The following is a 20,382-nucleotide window of genomic DNA, read 5'->3' as shown; positions in this document are numbered from 1 at the left end:
CGTGCTGTGTGCCCCGATGCGCGGGAGCCCGTGCCTCCGCGGGAGCAGAAACGCCCGTTGGGGGGACGAAGACACCCCTGGCGGGGGACGAAACCCGGACCGACTGACCGACTGACCGCCCGTCCCGGCCGACTGACCGACCGACTGACTGACCGACCCGCGCCCGCCGGGGCGGTTCAGCGGGTGTGGTGGCGGCCCGTCAACCGGGCCATGACGACGGCATCGCCGCCGACCAGCCTCAGCGTCGCACGCTCCGGCCGGCCGGTCCGCTCGGCCCGTTCCCTCGGCTCGGGCGCCCGGCCCGCTTCCACCGGCACGACCCGGACCACGGTGAACACGGCCGTACGGTGGTCCGCGCGGGCGATCTCGATGACGCGCCCGCGCCGCATCCCGGCGAGCCGCAGCTCCTTCCCGGTGACGACGGCGGTACCGCCCGACCCCGGGGCCGCGCTGTCCGCGTCCCAGCGGGCCCCGCCCTCCGGGCTCCGGGGGGACAGCCGCACGTCCACGCCCAGGCTCGGAACCCGCAGCCGCACCGGCCGCGCCGCCCGCATCGGCAGGACGGGGGTGGTCGAAGAGCCCCGCGCCGGTCGGGAGCCGTTGTCGGAAGCGTGCGGGCCGGCCTGACCGGGGTACTCGCCGCCGTGCTCCAACTCCCGCACCAGCCGGCGGTGACCGGTCAGTCCCAGCGCCCGCGACGGCAGTGCGTCGCTCACGGTGACGGCCTCGGGCTCGGCGCCCTGGGTACTGTGCAGCATCGCTACGCCGGTGCCGAGCAGAGTGACCGTCAGCGCACCGACGGCCCACTGGGCGCGGGCCATGGCATTCCCTCCTGGTCCGGCTCGGGCGGCCGGATCCTGTCAGCAGTGGACCGCTCCCGGCCCCCGCGCACATCGGGAGGCGTCGGACACCGCCGACCTGTCACCGGAGTGTCGTAACAGTTCGAGCGTGTTGTCGCAGCTCGACGAGGGTGCGCACGCCTTTTTCCGGCCGGCGCGGCGGATGCGCCCGTACGGGTGAGGAGGCACGCGAGTGGCCGGCGCCGGCTGTGGCTCGACCACTGCCGGACGTGGGCCGGCCACCACCGTGCCACCACCGGGCGGGCGTGGTCACCGCCGGGGTCAGACGACCACCAGTGCCGCCGCCGTGACGCCCATCAGAGCGGCGGCGACATGGATGGCGGGGTGCCCGTAGTCACCGAACCACAGCTGCCGGGCCAGACCGCCGAGGCCGGCCAGCGCCACGATGACGCCGATCTGGGCCAGCAAGGTGATGGCGGTGAAGGGGGCCAGGAGCAGCAGGACGGAACTCAGCCAGAACGGGGCAGCACCCGTCCAGCCACGCCATTCCCAGATCGCCGTCTGCATGTGCCACCGGCCCCTTCCCCGTCAACTTGTCGGCTGCACAGCCTCCTTGGGCGCGATGGCGGGCACAAGTGCGCGCTCGGCTAGATATCCGAAGGACAGGCCGAAAGTCGCCCACAGCGCAGCCTGGATGGTGAGGGTCGCGACCCGGAACTGCCAGATGAGCACAGCCGGGAAGTCCGCCGGAACCTCGTTGATGCCGGGAAGGAGGGCGTACGCGAGGGAGATGGCCACGACGAACGCGAGTCCGGCGACGATCGAGGCGTTCCAGTTGCCCATGCGCGGGGCGAGCCGCCGTCCCAGGATGAGCGCGCCCGATGCGAGGAGCACGCTCAAGGCGATCATCAGCACGAACAGGGTGGTACGGCGGACGACCGTGTCGGGGTCGCCGACCGCAGGAGGGTTGGAGGGGTACTTGAGGAACGGCACCAGGTTGACGGTGACGAACAGGCCCCCGGCCACCAGTGCCGCCGTGGCCCGGGGGCCGAAGCGGCCGATGCGGCCCAGGGCGTAGCAGAAGACGAGCGCGGCGATGCCGCCGAGCGCGACCCCGTAGAGCAGGGTGCCGGTACCCAGGCCGGCCGTGGCCTGGAGGGCCCGACTGACCGGGGCGGCGGCCTCGTCAGCGTGGTGGTGACCGGCGGCGGCCGCCTCCTCGATGGCGATCGCGGCATCCACCTTCGACTCGCCCAGCACATAGGCGACGATGAAGGCTGCCAGACCGGCCAGCAGGCCGGCGAGCATGCCCCGGACGAGGAGCACGCGCGGGGATACGGAGTTCATGTGGATCGGGACTCCGGATCAGTGGCAGGGGAAGCCGAGGAGGTGACGGCCGTCGTGCATCCACTCGTGGACGGTGTTGCCCTCGAAGAGCGCGGTCGCACCCTGCTCGGCGCCGACCATGTAGAGCAGGAAGAGCGTGACGATTCCCGCGAAGACGGCCCAAGGGGCCAGCGCGGAAAGGGAAATCGGGGCAACGGCGGCGGGAGCCGTCGTGGGCGCGGCAGAGTGAGCCATGGCAGAACCTCCAGAGGGAACACGCGTCCCGGTCAGTGGTGCTCTTTGACGAAGGTGGCGGGTCTGACTTCCCTCCCCGTGCCCGTGCGGGAGGTTTCACAGTGGCGCGACCGTGCCGGATTCTCACCGGTACTTCCGTCATACCTTCGTCATGTCGTCCGTGACCGTACCGCGCGTGTGGCCTGAACACCACGGCGTGTGGGCGCCGTCTCACGCCCCGGGCGCGCGCCCCGTCCTCCGGCCCTACCCTTCAGCCATGCCCGTTGTACGCCTGAACCTGCTGACGCCCCCGCTCGGACCGGCCGCCCGCCAGGGGCGGTTCGGGACCGGGGAACCCTGCCCGGGACACGAGGGCCTGCGCGGCCAGGACCTGGGCGCGTGGGCCGGCCGGACCCTGGACGAGGTCGCCGCCGAGGACCCGGAGGCGGTCGGGCAGTGGCTGACGGACCCGTCGTACGCGCCCCCGGGCGGCGGGGAATCGGTGGCGGCGCTGATCGCGCGTACGGGCGCCCACCTCGCCGGACTCGCCCCCGGCACGCACCGTTCGGTGGTGGAACAGGCGGTCGTACGGGCGGCCGTGGTGCACGCCCTGGACCTGCCCGCGGCGGCCTTCTGGCGGCTCGACGTACGACCGGACACCCTCACCACGCTCACGGGACGCTCCGGCCGCTGGAACCTGCTCGTGGGACGGCCGAACGGCCCGGACCCCGCGACGCGGTCCGGGCCGAACTGACGGGTGCGCGCGGGAACTACGCGACGATCCAGTCGCTGGTCGCGATGACCGGCTGCACCCCGTCACGGTGGATGGTGCCCTCGATCAGGCCGTACATCCGGTCCGCCGCGAAGTAGACCTCGTTGTCGTTCTTGAGGCCGAAGGGCTCCAGGTCGACGAGGAAGTGGTGCTTGTTGGGCAGGTTCAGCCGGACCTCGTTGACCCGAGGGCAGTGGTCCAGCACCCGCTCGGCCATCTGGTTCAGGGTCTGCTGGAGCGAGTACGAGTACGTCTCCGCGAAGGCGTCCAGCATGTGCTTGCGGACCTTCTTGTACGACCGGTCCCAGTCGTACTCGGCGTCTTCGGCGGCGAGCGCCGAGTGCGCCCAGCGCGCGGTGACCTTGGTCGCCAGGATGCGGTCGTACGCCTCCTGGAGGGTCGTGTACTTGTCCTTGATGTAGCCGTGGAACTCGGAGTTGGTCGAGTTCATCACCGTCAGGTCCTTGAGACCCGAGATGACCTGGAGCCCGGTCGTCTCGCTGTAGGTGATCTGCGCGGTACGCACTTCCTGGCCCTTGCGGACGAAGGAGTGCTGCTCCTTGCGCGTCGGCACCGGGATGCGGTCCCAGACGTACTCCTCGATGCGGATCTGTGCCTCGCGGATCGGTTGCTGGGAGGAGACGAAGTGCTTGGCGAGGAGGATGCCGAACGCCTCGGGGGAGTCGATGCCGTGTTCCTTGCCGAAGGCGTACACCGTGTTCTTCGTGGTGTCCGTGGGCAGGCAGTTGGCGTTGTCGCCGGTCAGGTGGACGTCGCGGAACTCGCCGCGGAGCGCGACCGAGACGTTGAGGTCGCGGATCTCGTGCCACGAACCCTCGCTGCCCTTGCGGGTGACCTTGACGATGCGGTTCTCGGCCTTGCCGTACTGGTTCTGGGCCAGGACGTGCTTGCTCATGCTGTCTTCCTTCGGGTCTCGGGAACACGGAGTCCGGTGGTCTGGATCCCGTACGCCCGGCGTCCAGCGTCCGCCCGAAAAGAAGGCGTGCCGCTCCCCGCCGTTCGGCCACGTGGGGCCGCCCCGGGACTGACGTGCATCCCGGTCCGTAGGTGCTGGGTGTGGTGCTCGGTGGTACTGGGTGGTGCTTTGTACCGCTCCACGGATTGCAACACGGGCGTGGCGCGATCTCCACCGCACGGATCGTCCGAATACCCGCACCCACGGATTGGGCGACCCCACAGGAGGGGGGCTGTTCGCGTAGGTCAGATCATGTGCGCGTCCGCGACCGACAGCGCCTCGTCGAGGATCGCCAGGCCCTTGGCCACGTCCGGCTCCGAGATGTTGCACGGCGGCGCGAGGTGGATGCGGTTGCCGGCGATGAGCGGCCACAGGCCGCCTTTCTTGCAGGCCGCCCCGAACGCGGCCATCGGCGCGTTGTCGGCGCCCGAGGCGTTGTACGGGACGAGCGGCTCGCCCGTCTCCGCGTCCCGTACGAGTTCCAGCGCCCAGAAGGTGCCCAGCCCCCGGACCTCGCCGACCGAGGGGTGCCGCTCGGCGAGCGCGCGCAGGCCGGGACCGAGCAGCTCGGCGCCCGTACGGGCGGACTGCTCGACGATGCCTTCCTCCTCCATCGTGTGGATGGTGGCGACCGCGGCGGCGCAGGCCAGTACGTGACCGGAGTACGTCAGTCCGCCCGGGTAGGGCCGGCGGGCGAAGGTCTCGGCGATCGCTGCGGAGATGGCGACGCCGCCGAGCGGGACGTACCCGCTGGTCACGCCCTTGGCGAAGCAGAGCAGGTCGGGGGTGACGTCCCAGTTCTCGCAGGCGAACCACTTCCCGGTGCGGCCGAAGCCGACCATGACCTCGTCCAGGATGAAGACGATCCCGTAGCGGTCGCAGAGGTCGCGCACCCCGGCCAGGTAGCCGGGCGGCGGCACGAGCACGCCGGGGGCGCCGCCGACCGTCTCCAGGATGATCGCGGCGATCGACTGCGGGCCCTCGAAGACGATGGTGTCCTCCAGGTGGCGCAGGGCGCGGGCGCTCTCCTCGGCGTCGGTGGTGGCGTGGAACGGCGAGCGGTAGCGGAACGGGCCCCAGAAGTGCACGACACCGGCGGTCGCCGAGTCGTTGCCGAAGCGGCGGGCGTCACCGGTCAGGTTGATCGCGGTGGAGGTGGCGCCGTGGTACGAGCGGTACGCGGCCAGCACCTTCGGGCGTCCGGTGTGCACGCGGGCCATCCGGACGGCGTTCTCGACCGCCTCGGCACCGGCGTTGGTGAAGAAGATCTTGTCCAGGTCGCCGGGGGTCCGCTCGGCGATGAGGCGCGCGGCCTCGGAGCGGGCGTCCACGGCGAAACCGGGGGCGACGGTACAGAGCTTCCCGGCCTGCTCCGCGATGGCGGCGGCCACCTTGGGGTGCTGGTAGCCGATGTTCGTGTAGACGAGCGCGCTGGAGAAGTCGAGGAAGCGGTTGCCCTCGTAGTCCCAGAAGTACGAACCCTCGGCCCCCGCGACGGCGAGCGGATCGATGAGTTCCTGCGCCGACCAGGAGTGGAAGACGTGCTTCCGGTCGGCGGCCTTCACGGCGTCTTTCACGGCGGCGGGGGAGTCGGCTGCTGCGTTCATAATCCGAGGGTAGTTGTCCAGAATGTGGACACCGGCCACGGCGGACCTGACGGATCGGCCGGCGCGCCTTCGACGGGGGTGCGGGGCCGGGTTAGCGTCGGCCGCCGGTCGCCGGGGCGGGGGTCGTCGGGGCGGTCGGGCGAGGCGATCGGGAGGTTTCCGCACGGGGGTGGGAAACGTTCCGGTCGACGAGCCCGCACCCCGCCCGGTCCGCACCCCGCCCGGCCTCCGGCGTCACACGACGTGGCGCCCGCCGTCGACGGTGAGGACGTCCCCGGTCGTGTAGGCGGCGTTCACGAGGTGGAGCGCGGCCTCCGCCACGTCCTGCGGCGTGCCCACCCGGCGGAGCGGCGCGTTCCGCGTGATCCAGCCGCGCGAGCTCTCCCAGACCTGCTCCGCGTCCTCGTACCACGGGGTGTCGATGAGGCCGGGCGCGATCGCGTTGACCCGGATCTCCGGGCCCAGTTGGGAGGCGAGCAGTCGGGTCATGTGGTTCATCGCGGCCTTGCTGACCGCGTACGGCACCGAGCTGCCCAGCGCCCGGCTGCCCGAGACCGACGAGATGTTGATGATCGAGCCGGCGCCGGACTCCCGGAGGTGGGGCACGGCCGCGGTGATCATCTGCCACGCCCCGATCACATTGACGTCGAAGATCTCGCGCCACGTGTCGGCGTCCGCGGCCTCCAGGTCGTCCAGCGGGATGAACCGGGTGACACCGGCATTGTTGACCAGGACGTCCAGCCGGCCGAAGGCGTCGACGGCGGTCCGTGCGATGCGGCGGGCGTCGGCCGCGTCGGAGACGTCGCCGCGCACGTACACCGCCTCCGACAGCTCCGCGGCCAGGGCCTTCCCGGTGTTCTCGCTGCGTGCGGAGTTCACCACGACCCGCATGCCCGCGTGGGAGAGGCGGCGGGCGATGGCCGCTCCGATCCCCGACGAGGACCCGGTGACCAGGGCGACGCGACTTTCGGGCATGGCTCTTCCTCCAGGAGGTAGGGGTGCGGCCGGCGGAGGACCAGCTTAGTTGTCGCATCCCGGAATATCATTTCCGCTAAGTGAAAGAAACTGGCGGGATTCTGTGACGTTCCCGGGGTGGTTGAGAAGGGGTGCATAAAGGAATATCGGGATTGGTTGCCCCGGGCGGGGGTAGGTGCGGCGCGCAGGAGTGCGCGCGGAGACGGGCGTGCGGACACGTGCGCGCGGAGACGGGAGGCCCTGTGGCCGAGCAGACTCGGAGGCTGGTCCTGGGCGGCGCGACGACCGGTGTCGTCACCCGTTGCCGGGACTTCACGCGGCAGGCGCTCACGGATTGGCTGTGGCCGCGTGACCCCGAGGCGATGGACGACGTGCTCCTGCTGGTCTCGGAGGTCGTCACCAACGCCTGCCTGCACGCCGGTGGCCCCCGGGAACTGATCCTGCGCCACGGCCCGGAGGGTCTGCGGGTGGAGGTCAGCGACGACAGCCCCGAGCCCCCCCGTCGCCGGCCGCCGGGTGACCGGAGCCGGCCGGGAGGTCACGGCCTCATCGTGCTCGAACGGCTCGCGAGGAGCTGGGGCGCCGAACCGTCGGGCGGCGCGTTCCCCGGGAAGACGGTCTGGCTGGAGGTCCCGCCTCCCGCTCCGTTCCGTCCGTCGGTGCCGGCTCGGCCGGCGCTTCCGGGCGGGACCCCCGGGTCCGACGGGGCCCACTGACCTCACGTGACTGCCGGGACCCCTTGGTTCCACGGGGCGCCGAGGCCCCACCGGGCGCCGGGTTCTCAGGCCCGGTCTCCTCGTCCTGCCCGTCCGTGAGGAACTCCTCGCGCAGCCGGGTCAGGGTGCGGTTGAGCAACCGCGAGACGTGCATCTGCGACAGCCCCAGCAGCCCGCCGATCTCGGACTGGGTCAGCTCCTGCCCGAAACGCAGCTCCAGCAGGGTCCGCTCGCGCGGGGAGAGCCCGGCCAGCATCGGCTTGAGCGATTCCAGGCACTCGATGAGGTCGTACGCGGCCTCCTCCTCGCCCAGCGCCGTCGGCGCGGCGTACGGGTCGCGCTCGCTCTCCTCCTGCGCCGGTGCGTCCAGGGAGCGCGCGGAGTAGGCGCGCGCCGCCTTGCGACCCTCTACGAGCTCCTCCGGCGTGACGTGCAGGTGCTCGGCGAGTTCGGCGTCGGTGGGCTCGCGGCCGAGGTCCTGCTCCAGGGCGTCGTGTGCCTTGGCCGTGTCGATCCGCAGTTCCTGGAGGCGGCGGGGCACCTTCACGGCCCAGCTCGTGTCGCGGAAGAACCGCTTGATCTCTCCGGTGATGGTGGGCATGGCGAAGGAGGTGAACTCGACACCGCGGGCCGGGTCGAACCGATTGATCGCCTTGATCAGGCCGATCGTGCCGACCTGGACGATGTCCTCCATCGGCTCGCTGCGGCCGCGGAACCGGCGGGCGGCGTACCGCACCAGGCTGATGTTCAACTCGACGAGGGTGTTGCGGACGTACGAGTATTCCGCCGTGCCTTCCTGCAGCCCGGCCAGCCTGCGGAACAGGGCCACCGAGAGGGCCCTGGCCTCATGGGTCGCGACGTCTGTGAGCTCTGTACGGTCCATCAGTCTGCGCTCCTGCGACGGAGGGGTCCCGGATCGGGGCCGTCGTTGCGCTGTCCACGGGGATATACCCGCCCGAACCATTCCATACCCGAAGTTTTTTTCGGGTCTTCCGGTTCAGGTCCCGGGTTGCGGCGGCACGGATCTGTGCAGGGTCGTCACCGCCCCGAAGCCCAGTACGTCCCGTGGCCACGGCGTCCGGGGTACCAGGACCGGCCGGAACCCGAGCCCTTCGTAGCGCGCCCGCGCGGCCGTGTCGGCGGCGGGCACGTCCAGCCGGATCCGGCGGCACCCCTGCTCCGCGGCGACCGCCTCGACACCCTCCAGCAGCAGCGCGTCCACCCCGCGGCCACGCTCGGCCGCGTCCACGGCGATGCCGTCCACGACCAGCTCGCCGCGCGCCGCGGTGCGCGCCGAAAGGGTCCACAGGTACGCCCGCCACACGCCCCTGACCGGCCCGTACTCCGCCCTTACCGCGGCCGTGTCGCCGCCGATCAGGCCCCGGCCGGCGAGCTGGTAGCCGGCCACGCCCAGCACCCGGCCGTCCTCGGAGACGGCGGTCAGCGCGCGGTCCGGGTGCAGGTGCGCGGCGATGAACCGCCGCCCGGCCGCGGCGGGTCCCAGGGTGGCGCCGAGCTGCGCCCCGCAGGCGTCCCAGTACAACTCGGCGACCCGGTCCCGGACCCCGCCGCCCTCGGGCAGCCCGCGCAGCAGCGTCGTCGTCATGCCCGCCAGCGTAGGCACCCGCCCGGCCCCCGGCGCAGGCACCGCCCGGCCCTCTACGCGGTCACCGCCGCCCCCGGCGCAGGTACCGCCCGGCCGGAGCCCCGTAGGGAATCCCGGGGGGGAAGCCCCCCGTACGGCCGTCCCGGCAGCCGGATGGGGCGGCGCCGCGCGGTCCACGAGCATGGGGCCATGCCCACCCACCGCCGCCGCAAGGCCGCCGCCGTCGCCCTGTCCACCGTCGCCGTCGCCGCCGCCCTGACCGGGACGGCCGCCCCGCGAGCCACCGCCCTGACCGGCGCTGCCGAAGCCCCGGCCGGCACCACCGTGCCCGTCCTCGACTGGAAGGACTGCACGCATGAGGGCGCCCTGCCCGGGCAGCAGTGCGCGACGCTCCCCGTCCCCCTCGACTACCGCGACCCGGGTGGCCGGCGGCTCGGTCTCGCCGTCACCCGACTGCGCAGCGACCGCCCGCAGGCCCGGCGTGGAACCCTGCTGGTGATCCCCGGCGGCCCGGGCGGCTCCGGTGTCAAGCGGTTGACGTCGAAGGGCTTGGACCTGGCCCGGGAGCTGGCCGGCGCGTACGACCTCGTCTCCCTCGACCCGCGCGGCGTCGGCGGCAGCACCACCGCCTCCTGCGGGCTGGCCGAGGAGGACCGGCACCTGGTCACTCTGCGCTCCTGGCCCGGACCGGACGGCTCCACGGCGGAGAACGCAACCCGCTCCCGCAGGGTCGCCGAGGCGTGCGCCGCCCACGGGGGACCCGAGCTGCGCAGCTTCACCACCGCCAACGAGGTGCGCGACATCGACCGCCTCCGCCAGGCCCTCGGCGAGCGGAAGCTCTCCGCCTGGGGCACCTCGTACGGAACCTACGTGGGCGCGGTGTACGCGCAGCGGTTCCCGCAGCACACCGACCGCTGGGTGCTGGACAGCAGCGGCGACCCCGACCCGTCCCGCGTGGCGCGCGGCTGGCTCGCGAACATGTCGGTCGGCGCCGACGACCGCTTCCCCGACTTCGCGGCCTGGGCGGCCGACCCGGCCCGTGACGCCGACAACCTGCGGCTCGCCGCCCGCCCCGAGGACGTACGCCCCTTGGTCCTGGAGGTCGCGGCGCGGCTGGACCGCGAGCCCCGGCCGTCGAACGTCCCGGGCGTGCCGCTGACCGGCGCGCGGCTGCTCCAAGCGCTCCAGACCAGCCTCTACGGCAACTCCTTCGCCCCCGTCGCCCGGCTCCTGCGGGCCGCCCAGGATCCGGCCGCCGTACCCGTCCTGACGCCCGACGTCTCCGGCCCCATGCCGGACGCCGACGCGGCGGTCACGGTCGGGGTCGTCTGCAACGACGTGAGCTGGCCGAAGGACGCCGCCGCGTACGAGCGCGCCGTGGCCGCCGATCGGAGCGCGCACCCGCTCACGGCCGGGATGCCGGCGAACATCACCCCCTGCGCCTTCTGGAAGGACCGCCCGGCGGAGCAGCCCACGCGGATCACCTCGAACGGGCCGTCCAACGTCCTGATGATCCAGAACCTGCGGGACCCCTCCACCCCGTACGCCGGAGCCCTCAAGATGCGCGAGGCGCTCGGCGCGCGGGCCCGGCTGGTCACCGTCGACGCGGGCGGCCACGGCTCCTACCTGGGCACCGGCAACGCCTGCGGCGACCGGGCGGTGACCCGGTTCCTCACCACCGGGCAGCGGCCGCGGGCGGACACGTACTGCGGGCGCTGAGCCGCGCCCCTACGCTGGGGTGCAGGACAGGGAGAACCGGTCGTCCAGAGGGAGCGGTCCATGACCCCGCGTCGTTCCCCACGGCCGGCGAGCGCCGACGACCTCCTGACCACGCTCGGGCGGCTCACCGCCCAGGCGCGGCTGGGGGCGGAGTTCCAGCAGGCCCGCGTGGAGCTGGCCGAGGCCCTGCAACGCGAGATGCTGCCGGCGTCGCTCCCCGACGTGCCGGGGCTGCGGACCGCGGCCCGCTACGCGCCCGCCCGGCACGGCCTGGACATCGGCGGTGACTGGTACGACGGCTTCCGGCTCCCGGACGGGTCGCTCGCGTTCTCCATCGGCGACGTACAGGGCCACGACGTGGAGGCGGCGGCCTTCATGGGCCAGATCCGGATAGCGCTGCGGGCGGTGGCCGCCGCCGCGGCCGACCCCGGCGACGTGCTGGGCCGGGCCAACGACCTGCTGCTGTCGGTCGGCCGCGACCTCTTCGCGACCTGTAGCTTCCTGCGTTTCGACCCCCGCACCTGGCGGCTCGAAGGCGCCCGCGCCGGGCACATCCCGGCGGTGTGGGCCACGGTGGACGGCGCGTACGGCATCGCGGAGGACGACGGGGGCCTCCCGCTGGGCGTGCTGTCCGGGGGCGACTACCCCGTGACGACGCGGCCCCTCGCGCGGGCGGGCGCGTACGTCCTGCTCACCGACGGGGTGGTAGAGGGGCCGTCGTTCCCGATCGAGACGGGGTTGGGGCAGGTGGTCCGGGTGGTGCGGGACGGCGCGGCGGCCGATCCGGAGGAGCTGGCCGCCGAGGTACTGCGGGTGGCCGACTCCACCGGTCACGCGGACGACGCGGCGGTCCTCGTCCTGCGGCACGACGCGCCGCCGCACGGATAGCGCGTGTCAGGAACCCGCGCGAGGCCGGCGCCGTTGTCTCATACGTGGGATGAGCACCTCACTGCGCCAGGCGCTGTGGATCCTCGCGGTCGCCGCCGCCTACTACGCGACCGGTCGGCTGGGCCTGCTCCAGCGCCTGGTCGTCGCGGGGGCGCAGGTCACGCCGTTGTGGTTGCCGACCGGAATCGCCGTCGCCGCGCTGTTGTGGCGGGGGGTGGGGATATGGCCCGGCATCGCCCTGGGCACGTACCTGGTCATGCGGACGCTCGGCCCGGTCGACCTGAGCGGGTCGGTCATCATCGCGGGCAACACCCTCGCCCCGCTGTGCGCCTACGCGATGCTCCGCCGGGCCCGGTTCCGCCCCGAGTTGGACCGGCTGCGCGACGGGCTGGCCCTGGTGTTCCTGGGCGGGCTGCTCCCGATGCTGCTCAGCGCGACCTTCGGCGCCGGGGTGCTGGCGCTCACCGGGAGCCTGCCGTGGGACGGGTTCTGGCCGGTGTGGGCGGCCTGGTGGGCCGGGGACGCCATGGGGGTGCTCGTGGTGACGCCCGTGCTGCTGGCCCTGCCGCGCATGAGGCCGCCCCGCGACGTCTACCGGACGGCCGAGGCGGCGGCCCTGCTGGCCGTGGCCGTGCTGGTCACCCTGCTGGTGACACGCAGTACGCTCTCGCTGCTCTTCCTGGTCTTCCCGTTGCTGATCTGGGCCGCCGTCCGCTTCCAGTTGGCGGGGGCGGCGCCGTGCGCGCTGCTGATCTCGGTCGCGACCGTCTCGGCGGCCACCGCGCGGGCGGGGCCGTTCGCGCACCACGGCATCCTGGAGGTGATGGCCAACCTGATGGCCCTGAACGGCTCGGTGGCCCTGACCGCGCTGCTGCTGTCGGCGCTGGTCACCGAGCAGAACAACGTCCGCGTGAAGATCCAGCAGGCGTGCGAGGACCTGGCCGAGCTGGTGAACCGGCTCTCCCCGCGCGCCCGGGGCTGAACCCGCCCGCGCGGCTGCTCTTTCGCCCGCGCCGCTACCTGCCGACCCGGGCGGTCGCTCGTTGCCCCGCGCGGCTGCTTGCCGCCCGGGCGGCTACTCGCTGACCAGCACCGGGACGGTCAGCACGGCGCCGGCCGGGGTGCCGGTGAGTTTGCCCGGCGACACGGTGAAGTCGATGCCGTCGCCCGCCGCGCGCGGCCCGTCGTGGTGTTCGGTGCCGTGCGCGTCCTCCCCCTCCTCCTGGTACCGGAACGCCCCGGTCCCCACGAGCCGGCCGGAGGCGTCGTAGTAGGCCACCGCCAGTTCGAGGGCCAGGGTGTCGCTGACGTCCGCCGTGATGGCCACGTGCCCGGTGACGGTCTGCCGGTCGGTGAGGGTGAGCTGGTCCAGCCGTACGCGATCGGTGAACGGACCTTGCTCGACGCGTACTTCGCCCTCCCGGGCGGGCTGCGCGAGCACGGCGGCCGGGGCGGGCGCGCTGCGCGGCGCGGGCAGCACCACGGGCGAGGCGGCGGCGATCGGCTCCCCCCCGGGGGCGGCGTGCGGCGCGCCGCCGGAGCAACCGGTGACGAGGGCGAGCACGATCGCGGCCGGGACCAGCGTGGCCGCGGCACGGCGCAGGGGGTGTCGGGGGTGTCTCATCGAACGCTCCTGAAAGGGGACGGGGCCGGGGGAGTGCGTCCCCCGGCCCCGGTGCGCGAGGGTCAGTGCTGCTGCTGCGGCGAACGGCCGAACAGCGAGCGGTACATCTTCGTGTAGAGCTCGGTGTTGTTCTGGCTCGCGGCGAACGCGCTGCCGTTCGGGCCGTAGGCGAAGATCGGCACGTCGGCGCCGGTGTGGTTGCCCGACAGGTAGGTCAGCCACAGGCTCGCCTCGGGGCTGCCGTCCTTCACGCCCGGCGCGTCGTCCGGGGTGCGGAACGTGGCCGGGGCGAAGTTCTTCGCGTCACCCGAGCCCGCGCCGTTGACGATGCCGGTCGAGCGGGTGGTGTCCTTGGCGCCCGAAGTGGCGCGCGACGGTGTGCCGTTGTTCGCCGGGTTGCCGGCGTCGGTGTTGGCCGGGGGCGCGGCGGCCTCGGCGTTGGTGTAGGTGCCGTGCTCGATGATGTTGAAGCCGGCGCACTCGTGGTCGGCCGTGACGATCACCAGCGTGTGGCCGTCCTTCTTCGCGAAGTCGTACGCGGCCTTCACCGCGTCGTCGAACGCCTTGACCTCTCCGAGCGTCTGCGCGGCGTCATTGGCGTGCGAGCGCTTGTCGATCTGGGCGCCCTCGATCTGGAGGAAGAAGCCCTTGCCCTTGCCGCGCTCCTGCTGCTTGCGGTCGGAGAGCAGCGAGATGGACTTGCGGGCCATGTCGGCCAGCGTCGGCTCCTGCTTCTGCGGGGCGTCGGCGGGCAGCCCCGCCTTGGCCTGCTCGACCGTCAGGTTACCGCGGTTGAAGAGGCCGATGACCTTCTTGCCGTCGGCCTTGTCGAGGTCGGCCTTGGTGGCGACCTTCTGGCTGGCGGCGCTCTGGGCGGGCAGCTTGGCGTCGCCGAAGTTGCCGAGCACCTGGTAGCCCTGGGCCTGGAGGGCCTTCTGGTCGTCCGGCTCGAAGCGGGCGAGTCCGCCGCCGAAGACGACGTCTGCGGTGCCGTTGCGGGCGATCTGCTCGGCGATCGGCGTGATCAGCGTCTTGTCGGCGGGCGCGGCCTCGTACGTACCGTCCTCGTTCTTGGGGAGGCAGGCGGCGTCGGAGTACGTCGGGCCCTGGCAGCCGCGCAGCAGCGCGTGGCTGAACTGCGCCGCCGGGGTGGCGTCGGTGATCTCGGCCGTGGAGACGTTGCCCGTGGCGAAGCCGGCCGCCTTGGCCTGCTCCATCAGCGTGGCGACCTTCTTCTCGTACGAGTCCACGCCGATCGCGGCGTTGTACGTCTTGAAGCCCGTCGACCAGGCGGTCGCGGAGCTGGCCGAGTCGGTGACCAGGGACGGCTTGGCGGTGCCCTTCTCGACGGCGTACGTGGCGACCGCGCCCGTGAAGGGGAGGGTCTCCATGGTGAGCTTCCCGCCGGCGCCGTAGTACCGGTCGCGGGCGGCCGTGACGTGCGTGCGGCCCATTCCGTCACCGAGCAGGTAGATGACGTTCCGGATTTCCTTGCCACGTCCGTCGTTCTGCGGCGCGGAGTCGGCGGTGGTCGCCGTCCCCGCGGCCACGGCCCCCGCGAGGGCCAGAACGGTCAACGTCTTCACTGGTCTGCGGCGCATGTGCTGGGAGATCCCCTCGGGAAGGACGACGCGGTCCCCTCGAAGCTATGAGCGCCGCATGAACGGTCCCTTCTCAACACGTAACCACCACCCGAACGCCAAGAACCGCGCCTCCGCCGGCCGGGACGGCGACCGTCGGATCACCCTGACCGCGCCGCCGTCAGTCCAATGCCCACTCCCGCCGGCGGTCTCCGGCAGGTCGGCCGCCAGGCCCGCGATCCTGCGCAGGAGCCGACGGGTGTCGTCGTCGCACCTTCGACACCGGAACCCGGGCCCGCCCCACCACCGAGGACTACCTGGGCGCCATCAGCGACACCAAGCCGACGGTCGGCTCGGCCATGGCCCAGGAGTTCGCCCACCAGACCGAGAAGTTCGCCCGTATCCAGGGGCTGTCGTACGGAGGATCAGGCCGGGCCCGTGGCCGTTCCTTCCTCCTCGGCCTCCATGCGCCGGATTCCCCCGTGGGTGAGGGTGACCATCGCGGGGGTGTTGCCCGGCTCCCAGTCGACGGTGATCAGCCCTTCGCCCGCCAGGTAGGTGCAGGCGGCGGCCAAGTCCTCTTCCGGCATGTGTAGATCGCGTCGCAGCTGTGCTCCGGTGATGCCGAGGAGGCGGTTGCCTTCGACGGCTTCGTACAGGACCTGGAGCACCTGATCGCGGTAGGTCTTGCGTTCGCGCAGTGTGGCCATGACCGCGTCCTTTCGTGTGTGGGGGCTCCGGAGCCGGTCGGGGCTTCTCAGATCTCGTCGGAGTGGGCGCCGCAGCCGACGGGGGTCCTACTGGCGGCCAGCCACGAACGGGCAGGTCCGGCGGGTGCCGTCGTGTCCACGGTGAGGTGAAGGCGGGTGTCGCCGTCGAGGCCGGGGTAGCTGCGCTGTTCCGCGCCTGCGAAACAGCTGCGCAACGCCTCCGCGACCGCGCGGGCGGCTTCCGGTGTGTGTGCGGTGATCCGTACCTCGGCGTGCCCGAGCGACGGCATTGTCTGGGGCTCGATGTCCTTCACGTGGGCGTGCTTCCCTTCGGGGGTGGGCGAAGGGCCGGCAGGTCGGGGTGCGCGAGGCACCCCGACCGCTGCCCCCCGTCGGAGGAAGGTCTGTTCCCTCACCGGTCGGCATCCGCGTGGTGGGCTCGACGACCGGTGTCGTCCGGCAGGCCGGAAGGCCTCGGCAGGGGGTCGCTGAAGTGGTAGGCCGCGATCCGCGCGTCGTGCTGGGCGTTCAGCAGATGGATCCAGCGCATTCCGATGCCGATCATGAGGATGATCACCGCGATGAGGACGATGGTCTCCACGGAGCTCACCTCCAGCCTTTTCCGGGCAGCGGCAGGGCGGATCTGCCCATCGGGTTCCCGGAGGGTGACATGCAGGCCCCGCCTTCGCCCTCCCACGTGGCCTCCCGGCGGCGGGCGTCGCGGATGCCGCGCCCGATGACGGTCTCGTTGGCCATGAGGACGTCCGCGGTGAGGACGCTGCCCGGGATCGCGGCGGCGGCCATCAGCCGGGCCGCGGCTGCGGGCCCGGTTTCGGGCGGGACCACCAGGAGGTCCCAGCGGCCGACGGTGTAGGCGAGCAGGATCAGCTTGTCGGGGTCTTGTTCGGTGAACCAGCCCACGTGCAGCGTGCGCCCGTCCATGGCAACCGTGTGCGGGACGACGGGCCAGCGGGTGGGGTTGACCGTGACGCGGGTGACGCGGCCCCAGGGTTCCTCCAGGGCGGCGACGAGCGGTGGGAGCTCGGCCTCGAGGTCGCGGGAGCGCGGCCACCATGCCCCGTCCAGCCGGCCGGCGAGCGTGGTCTTCGGGGTGAGGGACAAGCGGGCCGGGAACTCTGCGGCGAGGTCGCGCGAGGCGGTCCGGTCAAGGGTGGTGGTCATGATACGGACCTGCCCTGAGGCTGCCCTTCGGCAGCCCGGTTTCTAGGCGATCGCCGGAAATGACACCTGCGTGAAAGCCGGTGTGCGAAGTACTCCCGGTGCTTTCACTGTACGCCTGTTCGGCAGACTCTGACCGGCGTGACCAGGCAGTTTCCCGCGGGCGGCGAAGCGGGCGGCGGGAGTATCGTGAAACGGCGGCAGGCCGGCGCACGTCGCCGGCCGGCACCGGCGTCGGTATCGGCTCCGACCTGCGTCGACGTACGGCCGTACCCGAGAGACGGGTGGACCCTCATGGCTGACTCCGACACTCCCCGCACCCGCCCGCTGCTCCTGCCGGATGCGATCCACCAGGCGATCAAGCCCGGTACGGCGCTGTTGCGGCTGGAGACCACCAGCCTCCGGGAGGGGCTCCTGGACGGTGCGTGGTGGCCGCGCACGCGCGACATCGAGACGGAACTGTCCGCGCTGATCAGCGTGTTGACCGGGGATCTCGGACCGATCACCCGGGTGGGGGTGGACGCGTCCGCCTGGGACGGCCTCCCGACCCGCCTGGTCATCGACGGCCGGGTCGTGCACCTCGACTCCGACCCGGTCGGTGACGACACCGTCCTCATCACCCGGGGCCGCAACGACCACTTCGCCCTGCTGCTGGTTCCTCCGGACACCACCGTCGACGCCGCCCGGGAAGCGATGGCCCGCGCCGTCCGCGCCGACAACATCACGCAGGCCGCTCAGATCCTCATCGCCACCACATCCCAACCTGAGGACGGCGCCGCCGATACGGCAGGATGACCCGAATCCTCAGCGGCCGAGCAGGGGGCGCGGCGGCCACCGTGGCGCGGCCCGGTCTCCTTCGGCGTTGGGCGGGCTGCAGCAGAGCCCGGCCGGAGTGACGGCGGAACGACCGGTCTCTGGGCAGTGACTACGAAACGACCGGTCTTTGGGTGGTGACCGCGGACCGGCCAGGCTCTGGGCGTGCGGGCGATTGGTGCTCTGGTCAGAGCCCTTCGTCGTGCAGGTCCTCTTCGCGCAGCAGGTCGTTCTCCCTGCTGCGCGAGGTCTCCTTCCCGCCGGGCTTCTGCCCCTTCTCGCGGGACTGCTTGCCCGGCTGGGGCTGCGCGGGGTCTCCGGGACGACGATGCTCCTGCGCCTCGCGGCCCTTGCCCGGCTCCTGACGCTTGCCCTGCGTACCGTCCATGACGGCGTCTCCTCTTGGTGCCTGGGGTTCGGATTCCTCCCGATCACGCTGACACGCACAGGGACGGTCTGCATCATGTCGGCTGCGAAGCGAGGCACACGGATGACGCTCCTCAGCGGTGTGGCAGCGTCGTAAGGGCGGCCGTCCCTTCAGTGCCGAGGAGGGAAACGATCCCCACCCCGCCCACCGGCGTCGGCACCTACGGCGCGACGACGGTGATGCCGCGACGACGGTGATGCAACGACCCCGGCACATTCACCCGCCGGGTTCGCCCTTCCGGACGTCACCCGTGAGAGTGCGACGACCAAGACCGACCATCGTGATGCGGGCGGGTGCTCCACCTCGGAGCGTGCCGGATACCGTCGCGCGGCGTGGATGCCCACGTGGCTCATGGTCGTGCCGCCGTCGGGGAAGTCGGCGGTTCCGGTCACCGCGCCGGCCGCCGGCTCACGGCTTCGACGGTCGGGCTGACCGGGCCCACCGGCCCGGGCTGAGCCGGCACGAGTGCTGGTTCTCCCCGGACCGCAGCCCGCCCCTTCCCGAAGCCCGGCGGCCGGGAAGACCGCGAACACAGACACCCCAAAGACCGGTAGAAGCGGTCCGGAAGGAACACGGCATCCGCGACGACCATCACTCCGGAGAAGATCGGCAGCCCCAAGAGGACCGCGATCCCCAGGTGCAGACCCACCAGCATGATCAGCACGGGGTATTTGAGCCTGCCGAACAATACGAACGGGAACGCGACCTGCAGCAGCACCGTCAGGTAACCGGCGACGGCGACCGCGACCGGGTGTTCGTCCAACAGGAGGGACAGCGCGGGCCATGGCCGGAAGAGGTCGAGGTTCAGCACGTAGTGGAGGGCGGTCCCGTTGCCCCAAGAGCCGCCCTGCACCTTGTAGAGGCCTGCGGATCCGTAGAGGAAGCAGACCTGGGCGGCGATGACGAACATGCCGCAGTTGTGCAGCACGGTGCTCGCGGTGCGACCGAACTCGCGGAACCGGCGCCGCTGCCGCCCGCCGTCCGCTGCCGGCCTCGACTTCCTGCGTGCGTCCAGGGACCAGCGTCGACCGCACGCGGTGAAGACGAGGTACACGGCCATGAGGAGGAAGAGGTTGTCGCCTCCGTCCGTCATGAAGACGGCCCGCGCGTGGAACGACGCCACGATTACCGCGAACAGCACGGACACCACTCTGGTCCGCCAACCGAGCATGAACAGTACGGACGTCAGGACAGCCGCCGCGTAGCAGCATTCGAAGTACGCACGGCTGTCGGAGAGGGTGAGGATGCTGACCCACCCGGTCTGGTCGAACAGCTGCCGCGCCAGCGCGGGCGTCCAGGGCGACCCCGGACCCCAGATCTCGTCGCGGTGCGGGAACTCGCGGAGCAGGAAGACGAGGTAGAGCAGTCCGTACCCGATGCGTAGGACCGCCGCGCCGTACAAGGAGACCGGCCGCTCGATCAGCAGGGCAACGAGCACGCCCATGCGGTCGAGCATGCGCTGCGCCGCCGGTCGGGTGGGCGTGGCTGCCGGCGTCGGTGCCGGTGTCGGTGTCGGTGTCGGCTCAGTCTGTTCCATGGGGGGCCACCTTCCACCACGGCAGGTAACGGGTGTCGATGGGTGCGGCCTGGCGGATAGCGCCTGAGGCGTCCGAGGCGGTGACGGGGAGCGTGATCACCCGAAGCTGGATGGAGTCGAAGGAACCGCGCCGGTGGGCGGCGACGCGGTCCGCCGCGATGTTGCGCAGGTACGTCCGCATCATCACGGCCCGCTCCGAATGCGGCTCGTCGTCACCGCCGAACGCTTCGAGGTAGGAACTCCAGGCGCGACGCAGCATGTTCTGTGCCGTGTGGCTCGGGAAGGGGTCGTGCTCGACGGCGGATTCGTCCACGGCGCTCAGGTCGAACCAGCCGCTCACCCGCACACTGCCGTCAGGGGCGGCGTACCTGGTCCTCGCCGAGAGTTTGCGGTTGACCGACTCCGGATCCGGGGCGAAGAGGCGCCAGTTCTGCTCGAAGAGCGGATAGACCCACGCGTTGATCGGCCCGCTGTAGAGCTGGGAGACGGCATTCGGCGGTGCCACATGAAGAAAGACCGCGAGCACATGGATCAGCGCCGTTGCCAGGCACAGGACGATGAAGGTGCCTGTTCCCACCCCCAGCGGGCGGCGCGGCCCGGAATCGCCCGAGTACGACTCCGGACCGCCGTCGTGGGCCTCCACCGCAGGCCCGGATCCTGAGTGCTCCGTTTCCTTCACGTCCGCTGACGTGACGCCACCCGGCACGATCACACCCGGCCTTCCCATCCCGACTGCTCACCCATCCGCTCCTTCCGGCTTGCGCGAGCGGCGCACGACGGACCGAGGACGATCCGCCGCGCGCCACCCGCCCTACTCGTGTGTCGCGCGTGACTGCCTGGGCATTCAGGCCGCCTCGGGAGCTACGCGCGACTTACCGCAGACGATCCGCATG

23 protein-coding genes and 1 pseudogene are annotated in these 20,382 nt (G+C 72.0%); 6 read left to right on the top strand and 18 right to left on the bottom strand.

Annotated features, from left to right (window positions below):
- Positions 1 to 176: 176 nt before the first annotated feature.
- The 4 genes from ABZ934_RS14930 to ABZ934_RS14915 all read right to left on the bottom strand — a co-directional run bounded on the left by ABZ934_RS14930 (position 177) and on the right by ABZ934_RS14915 (position 2,381).
- Positions 177 to 821 carry a hypothetical protein gene (locus tag ABZ934_RS14930; RefSeq protein WP_361312691.1) on the bottom strand — a complete coding sequence of 215 codons (645 nt, stop codon included), beginning with the start codon at positions 819 to 821 and terminating at the stop codon, positions 177 to 179.
- A gap of 300 nt (positions 822 to 1,121) precedes the next feature.
- Positions 1,122 to 1,367: a hypothetical protein gene (locus tag ABZ934_RS14925; protein WP_136210153.1), complete on the bottom strand. Its 246-nt coding sequence runs from the start codon at positions 1,365 to 1,367 to the stop codon at positions 1,122 to 1,124.
- A 21-nt stretch (positions 1,368 to 1,388) separates the two neighbouring features.
- Complete coding sequence (locus tag ABZ934_RS14920) at positions 1,389 to 2,147, bottom strand: CbtA family protein (RefSeq protein WP_361312689.1); 759 nt, start codon at positions 2,145 to 2,147, stop codon at positions 1,389 to 1,391.
- A gap of 18 nt (positions 2,148 to 2,165) precedes the next feature.
- The gene (locus ABZ934_RS14915) at positions 2,166 to 2,381 is read right to left on the bottom strand and encodes a CbtB domain-containing protein (RefSeq protein WP_361312687.1); all 216 of its coding nucleotides are present in this window, start codon (positions 2,379 to 2,381) and stop codon (positions 2,166 to 2,168) included.
- 256 nt (positions 2,382 to 2,637) lie between these two features.
- On the opposite strand from ABZ934_RS14915, the gene ABZ934_RS14910 reads away from it, so the two are divergent.
- On the top strand, positions 2,638 to 3,114 hold the full coding sequence (locus tag ABZ934_RS14910; protein WP_361312685.1) for a histidine phosphatase family protein: 477 nt from the start codon (positions 2,638 to 2,640) through the stop codon (positions 3,112 to 3,114).
- A gap of 16 nt (positions 3,115 to 3,130) precedes the next feature.
- Here the strand turns inward: ABZ934_RS14910 and pucL are convergent, their stop codons facing one another.
- From pucL to ABZ934_RS14895, 3 genes are all read right to left on the bottom strand, one after another.
- A complete protein-coding gene (gene pucL / locus ABZ934_RS14905; protein ID WP_361312684.1) occupies positions 3,131 to 4,048 on the bottom strand; it encodes a factor-independent urate hydroxylase in 918 nt (305 codons plus the stop codon).
- A 305-nt stretch (positions 4,049 to 4,353) separates the two neighbouring features.
- Positions 4,354 to 5,715 (bottom strand): aspartate aminotransferase family protein, encoded by a 1,362-nt coding sequence (locus ABZ934_RS14900; RefSeq protein WP_361312682.1) that lies wholly within the window; start codon positions 5,713 to 5,715, stop codon positions 4,354 to 4,356.
- Between the two features lie 234 nt (positions 5,716 to 5,949).
- Positions 5,950 to 6,690: an SDR family oxidoreductase gene (locus ABZ934_RS14895; protein ID WP_361312681.1), complete on the bottom strand. Its 741-nt coding sequence runs from the start codon at positions 6,688 to 6,690 to the stop codon at positions 5,950 to 5,952.
- Between the two features lie 362 nt (positions 6,691 to 7,052).
- On the opposite strand from ABZ934_RS14895, the gene ABZ934_RS14890 reads away from it, so the two are divergent.
- Entirely contained in the window at positions 7,053 to 7,406 is a 354-nt protein-coding gene (locus ABZ934_RS14890) for an ATP-binding protein (RefSeq protein WP_361312967.1), read from the top strand.
- 106 nt (positions 7,407 to 7,512) lie between these two features.
- Here the strand turns inward: ABZ934_RS14890 and ABZ934_RS14885 are convergent.
- Positions 7,513 to 8,289, bottom strand: a pseudogene (locus ABZ934_RS14885) (SigB/SigF/SigG family RNA polymerase sigma factor); the annotation flags it as partial.
- Between the two features lie 114 nt (positions 8,290 to 8,403).
- Positions 8,404 to 9,012 carry a GNAT family N-acetyltransferase gene (locus tag ABZ934_RS14880; RefSeq protein ID WP_361312680.1) on the bottom strand — a complete coding sequence of 203 codons (609 nt, stop codon included), beginning with the start codon at positions 9,010 to 9,012 and terminating at the stop codon, positions 8,404 to 8,406.
- A 189-nt stretch (positions 9,013 to 9,201) separates the two neighbouring features.
- Here ABZ934_RS14880 and ABZ934_RS14875 point away from each other — a divergent pair, with 189 nt between their 5' ends.
- From ABZ934_RS14875 to ABZ934_RS14865, 3 genes are read left to right on the top strand one after another with little or no spacing between them, the layout of a single operon-like run.
- The gene (locus ABZ934_RS14875) at positions 9,202 to 10,731 is read left to right on the top strand and encodes an alpha/beta hydrolase (protein ID WP_361312678.1); all 1,530 of its coding nucleotides are present in this window, start codon (positions 9,202 to 9,204) and stop codon (positions 10,729 to 10,731) included.
- A gap of 60 nt (positions 10,732 to 10,791) precedes the next feature.
- On the top strand, positions 10,792 to 11,619 hold the full coding sequence (locus ABZ934_RS14870) for a PP2C family protein-serine/threonine phosphatase (RefSeq protein ID WP_361312676.1): 828 nt from the start codon (positions 10,792 to 10,794) through the stop codon (positions 11,617 to 11,619).
- A 49-nt stretch (positions 11,620 to 11,668) separates the two neighbouring features.
- Positions 11,669 to 12,601 (top strand): MASE1 domain-containing protein, encoded by a 933-nt coding sequence (locus tag ABZ934_RS14865; protein WP_361312675.1) that lies wholly within the window; start codon positions 11,669 to 11,671, stop codon positions 12,599 to 12,601.
- A 93-nt stretch (positions 12,602 to 12,694) separates the two neighbouring features.
- Here the strand turns inward: ABZ934_RS14865 and ABZ934_RS14860 are convergent, their stop codons facing one another.
- The 6 genes from ABZ934_RS14860 to ABZ934_RS14835 all read right to left on the bottom strand — a co-directional run bounded on the left by ABZ934_RS14860 (position 12,695) and on the right by ABZ934_RS14835 (position 16,715).
- A complete protein-coding gene (locus ABZ934_RS14860) occupies positions 12,695 to 13,243 on the bottom strand; it encodes a hypothetical protein (protein ID WP_361312673.1) in 549 nt (182 codons plus the stop codon).
- Between the two features lie 62 nt (positions 13,244 to 13,305).
- Positions 13,306 to 14,844, bottom strand: a complete 1,539-nt coding sequence (locus ABZ934_RS14855; RefSeq protein ID WP_361312671.1) for an alkaline phosphatase — start codon at positions 14,842 to 14,844, stop codon at positions 13,306 to 13,308.
- A 404-nt stretch (positions 14,845 to 15,248) separates the two neighbouring features.
- On the bottom strand, positions 15,249 to 15,533 hold the full coding sequence (locus tag ABZ934_RS14850) for a hypothetical protein (protein ID WP_361312669.1): 285 nt from the start codon (positions 15,531 to 15,533) through the stop codon (positions 15,249 to 15,251).
- A 47-nt stretch (positions 15,534 to 15,580) separates the two neighbouring features.
- Positions 15,581 to 15,847, bottom strand: coding sequence for a hypothetical protein (locus ABZ934_RS14845; protein ID WP_361312668.1), 267 nt, complete (start codon positions 15,845 to 15,847; stop codon positions 15,581 to 15,583).
- A 98-nt stretch (positions 15,848 to 15,945) separates the two neighbouring features.
- Positions 15,946 to 16,134 (bottom strand): hypothetical protein, encoded by a 189-nt coding sequence (locus tag ABZ934_RS14840; protein WP_361312667.1) that lies wholly within the window; start codon positions 16,132 to 16,134, stop codon positions 15,946 to 15,948.
- A gap of 5 nt (positions 16,135 to 16,139) precedes the next feature.
- Positions 16,140 to 16,715 (bottom strand): DUF5994 family protein, encoded by a 576-nt coding sequence (locus tag ABZ934_RS14835; protein WP_361312665.1) that lies wholly within the window; start codon positions 16,713 to 16,715, stop codon positions 16,140 to 16,142.
- Positions 16,716 to 17,006: 291 nt separating this feature from the next.
- On the opposite strand from ABZ934_RS14835, the gene ABZ934_RS14830 reads away from it, so the two are divergent.
- Positions 17,007 to 17,507, top strand: coding sequence for a DUF5994 family protein (locus ABZ934_RS14830; RefSeq protein WP_361312663.1), 501 nt, complete (start codon positions 17,007 to 17,009; stop codon positions 17,505 to 17,507).
- Positions 17,508 to 17,712: 205 nt separating this feature from the next.
- Here the strand turns inward: ABZ934_RS14830 and ABZ934_RS14825 are convergent, their stop codons facing one another.
- The 3 genes from ABZ934_RS14825 to ABZ934_RS14815 all read right to left on the bottom strand — a co-directional run bounded on the left by ABZ934_RS14825 (position 17,713) and on the right by ABZ934_RS14815 (position 20,132).
- Positions 17,713 to 17,913, bottom strand: a complete 201-nt coding sequence (locus tag ABZ934_RS14825) for a hypothetical protein (protein WP_361312661.1) — start codon at positions 17,911 to 17,913, stop codon at positions 17,713 to 17,715.
- A gap of 427 nt (positions 17,914 to 18,340) precedes the next feature.
- Positions 18,341 to 19,408 (bottom strand): HTTM domain-containing protein, encoded by a 1,068-nt coding sequence (locus tag ABZ934_RS14820; protein WP_361312966.1) that lies wholly within the window; start codon positions 19,406 to 19,408, stop codon positions 18,341 to 18,343.
- Between the two features lie 67 nt (positions 19,409 to 19,475).
- A complete protein-coding gene (locus tag ABZ934_RS14815) occupies positions 19,476 to 20,132 on the bottom strand; it encodes a DUF5819 family protein (RefSeq protein WP_361312659.1) in 657 nt (218 codons plus the stop codon).
- Between the last annotated feature and the right edge of the window lie 250 nt (positions 20,133 to 20,382).

It is taken from the genome of Streptomyces sp. NPDC046557, from assembly GCF_040645975.1.
Classification (GTDB): domain Bacteria; phylum Actinomycetota; class Actinomycetes; order Streptomycetales; family Streptomycetaceae; genus Streptomyces.
This window is presented reverse-complemented; position numbering and strand designations above follow the sequence as displayed.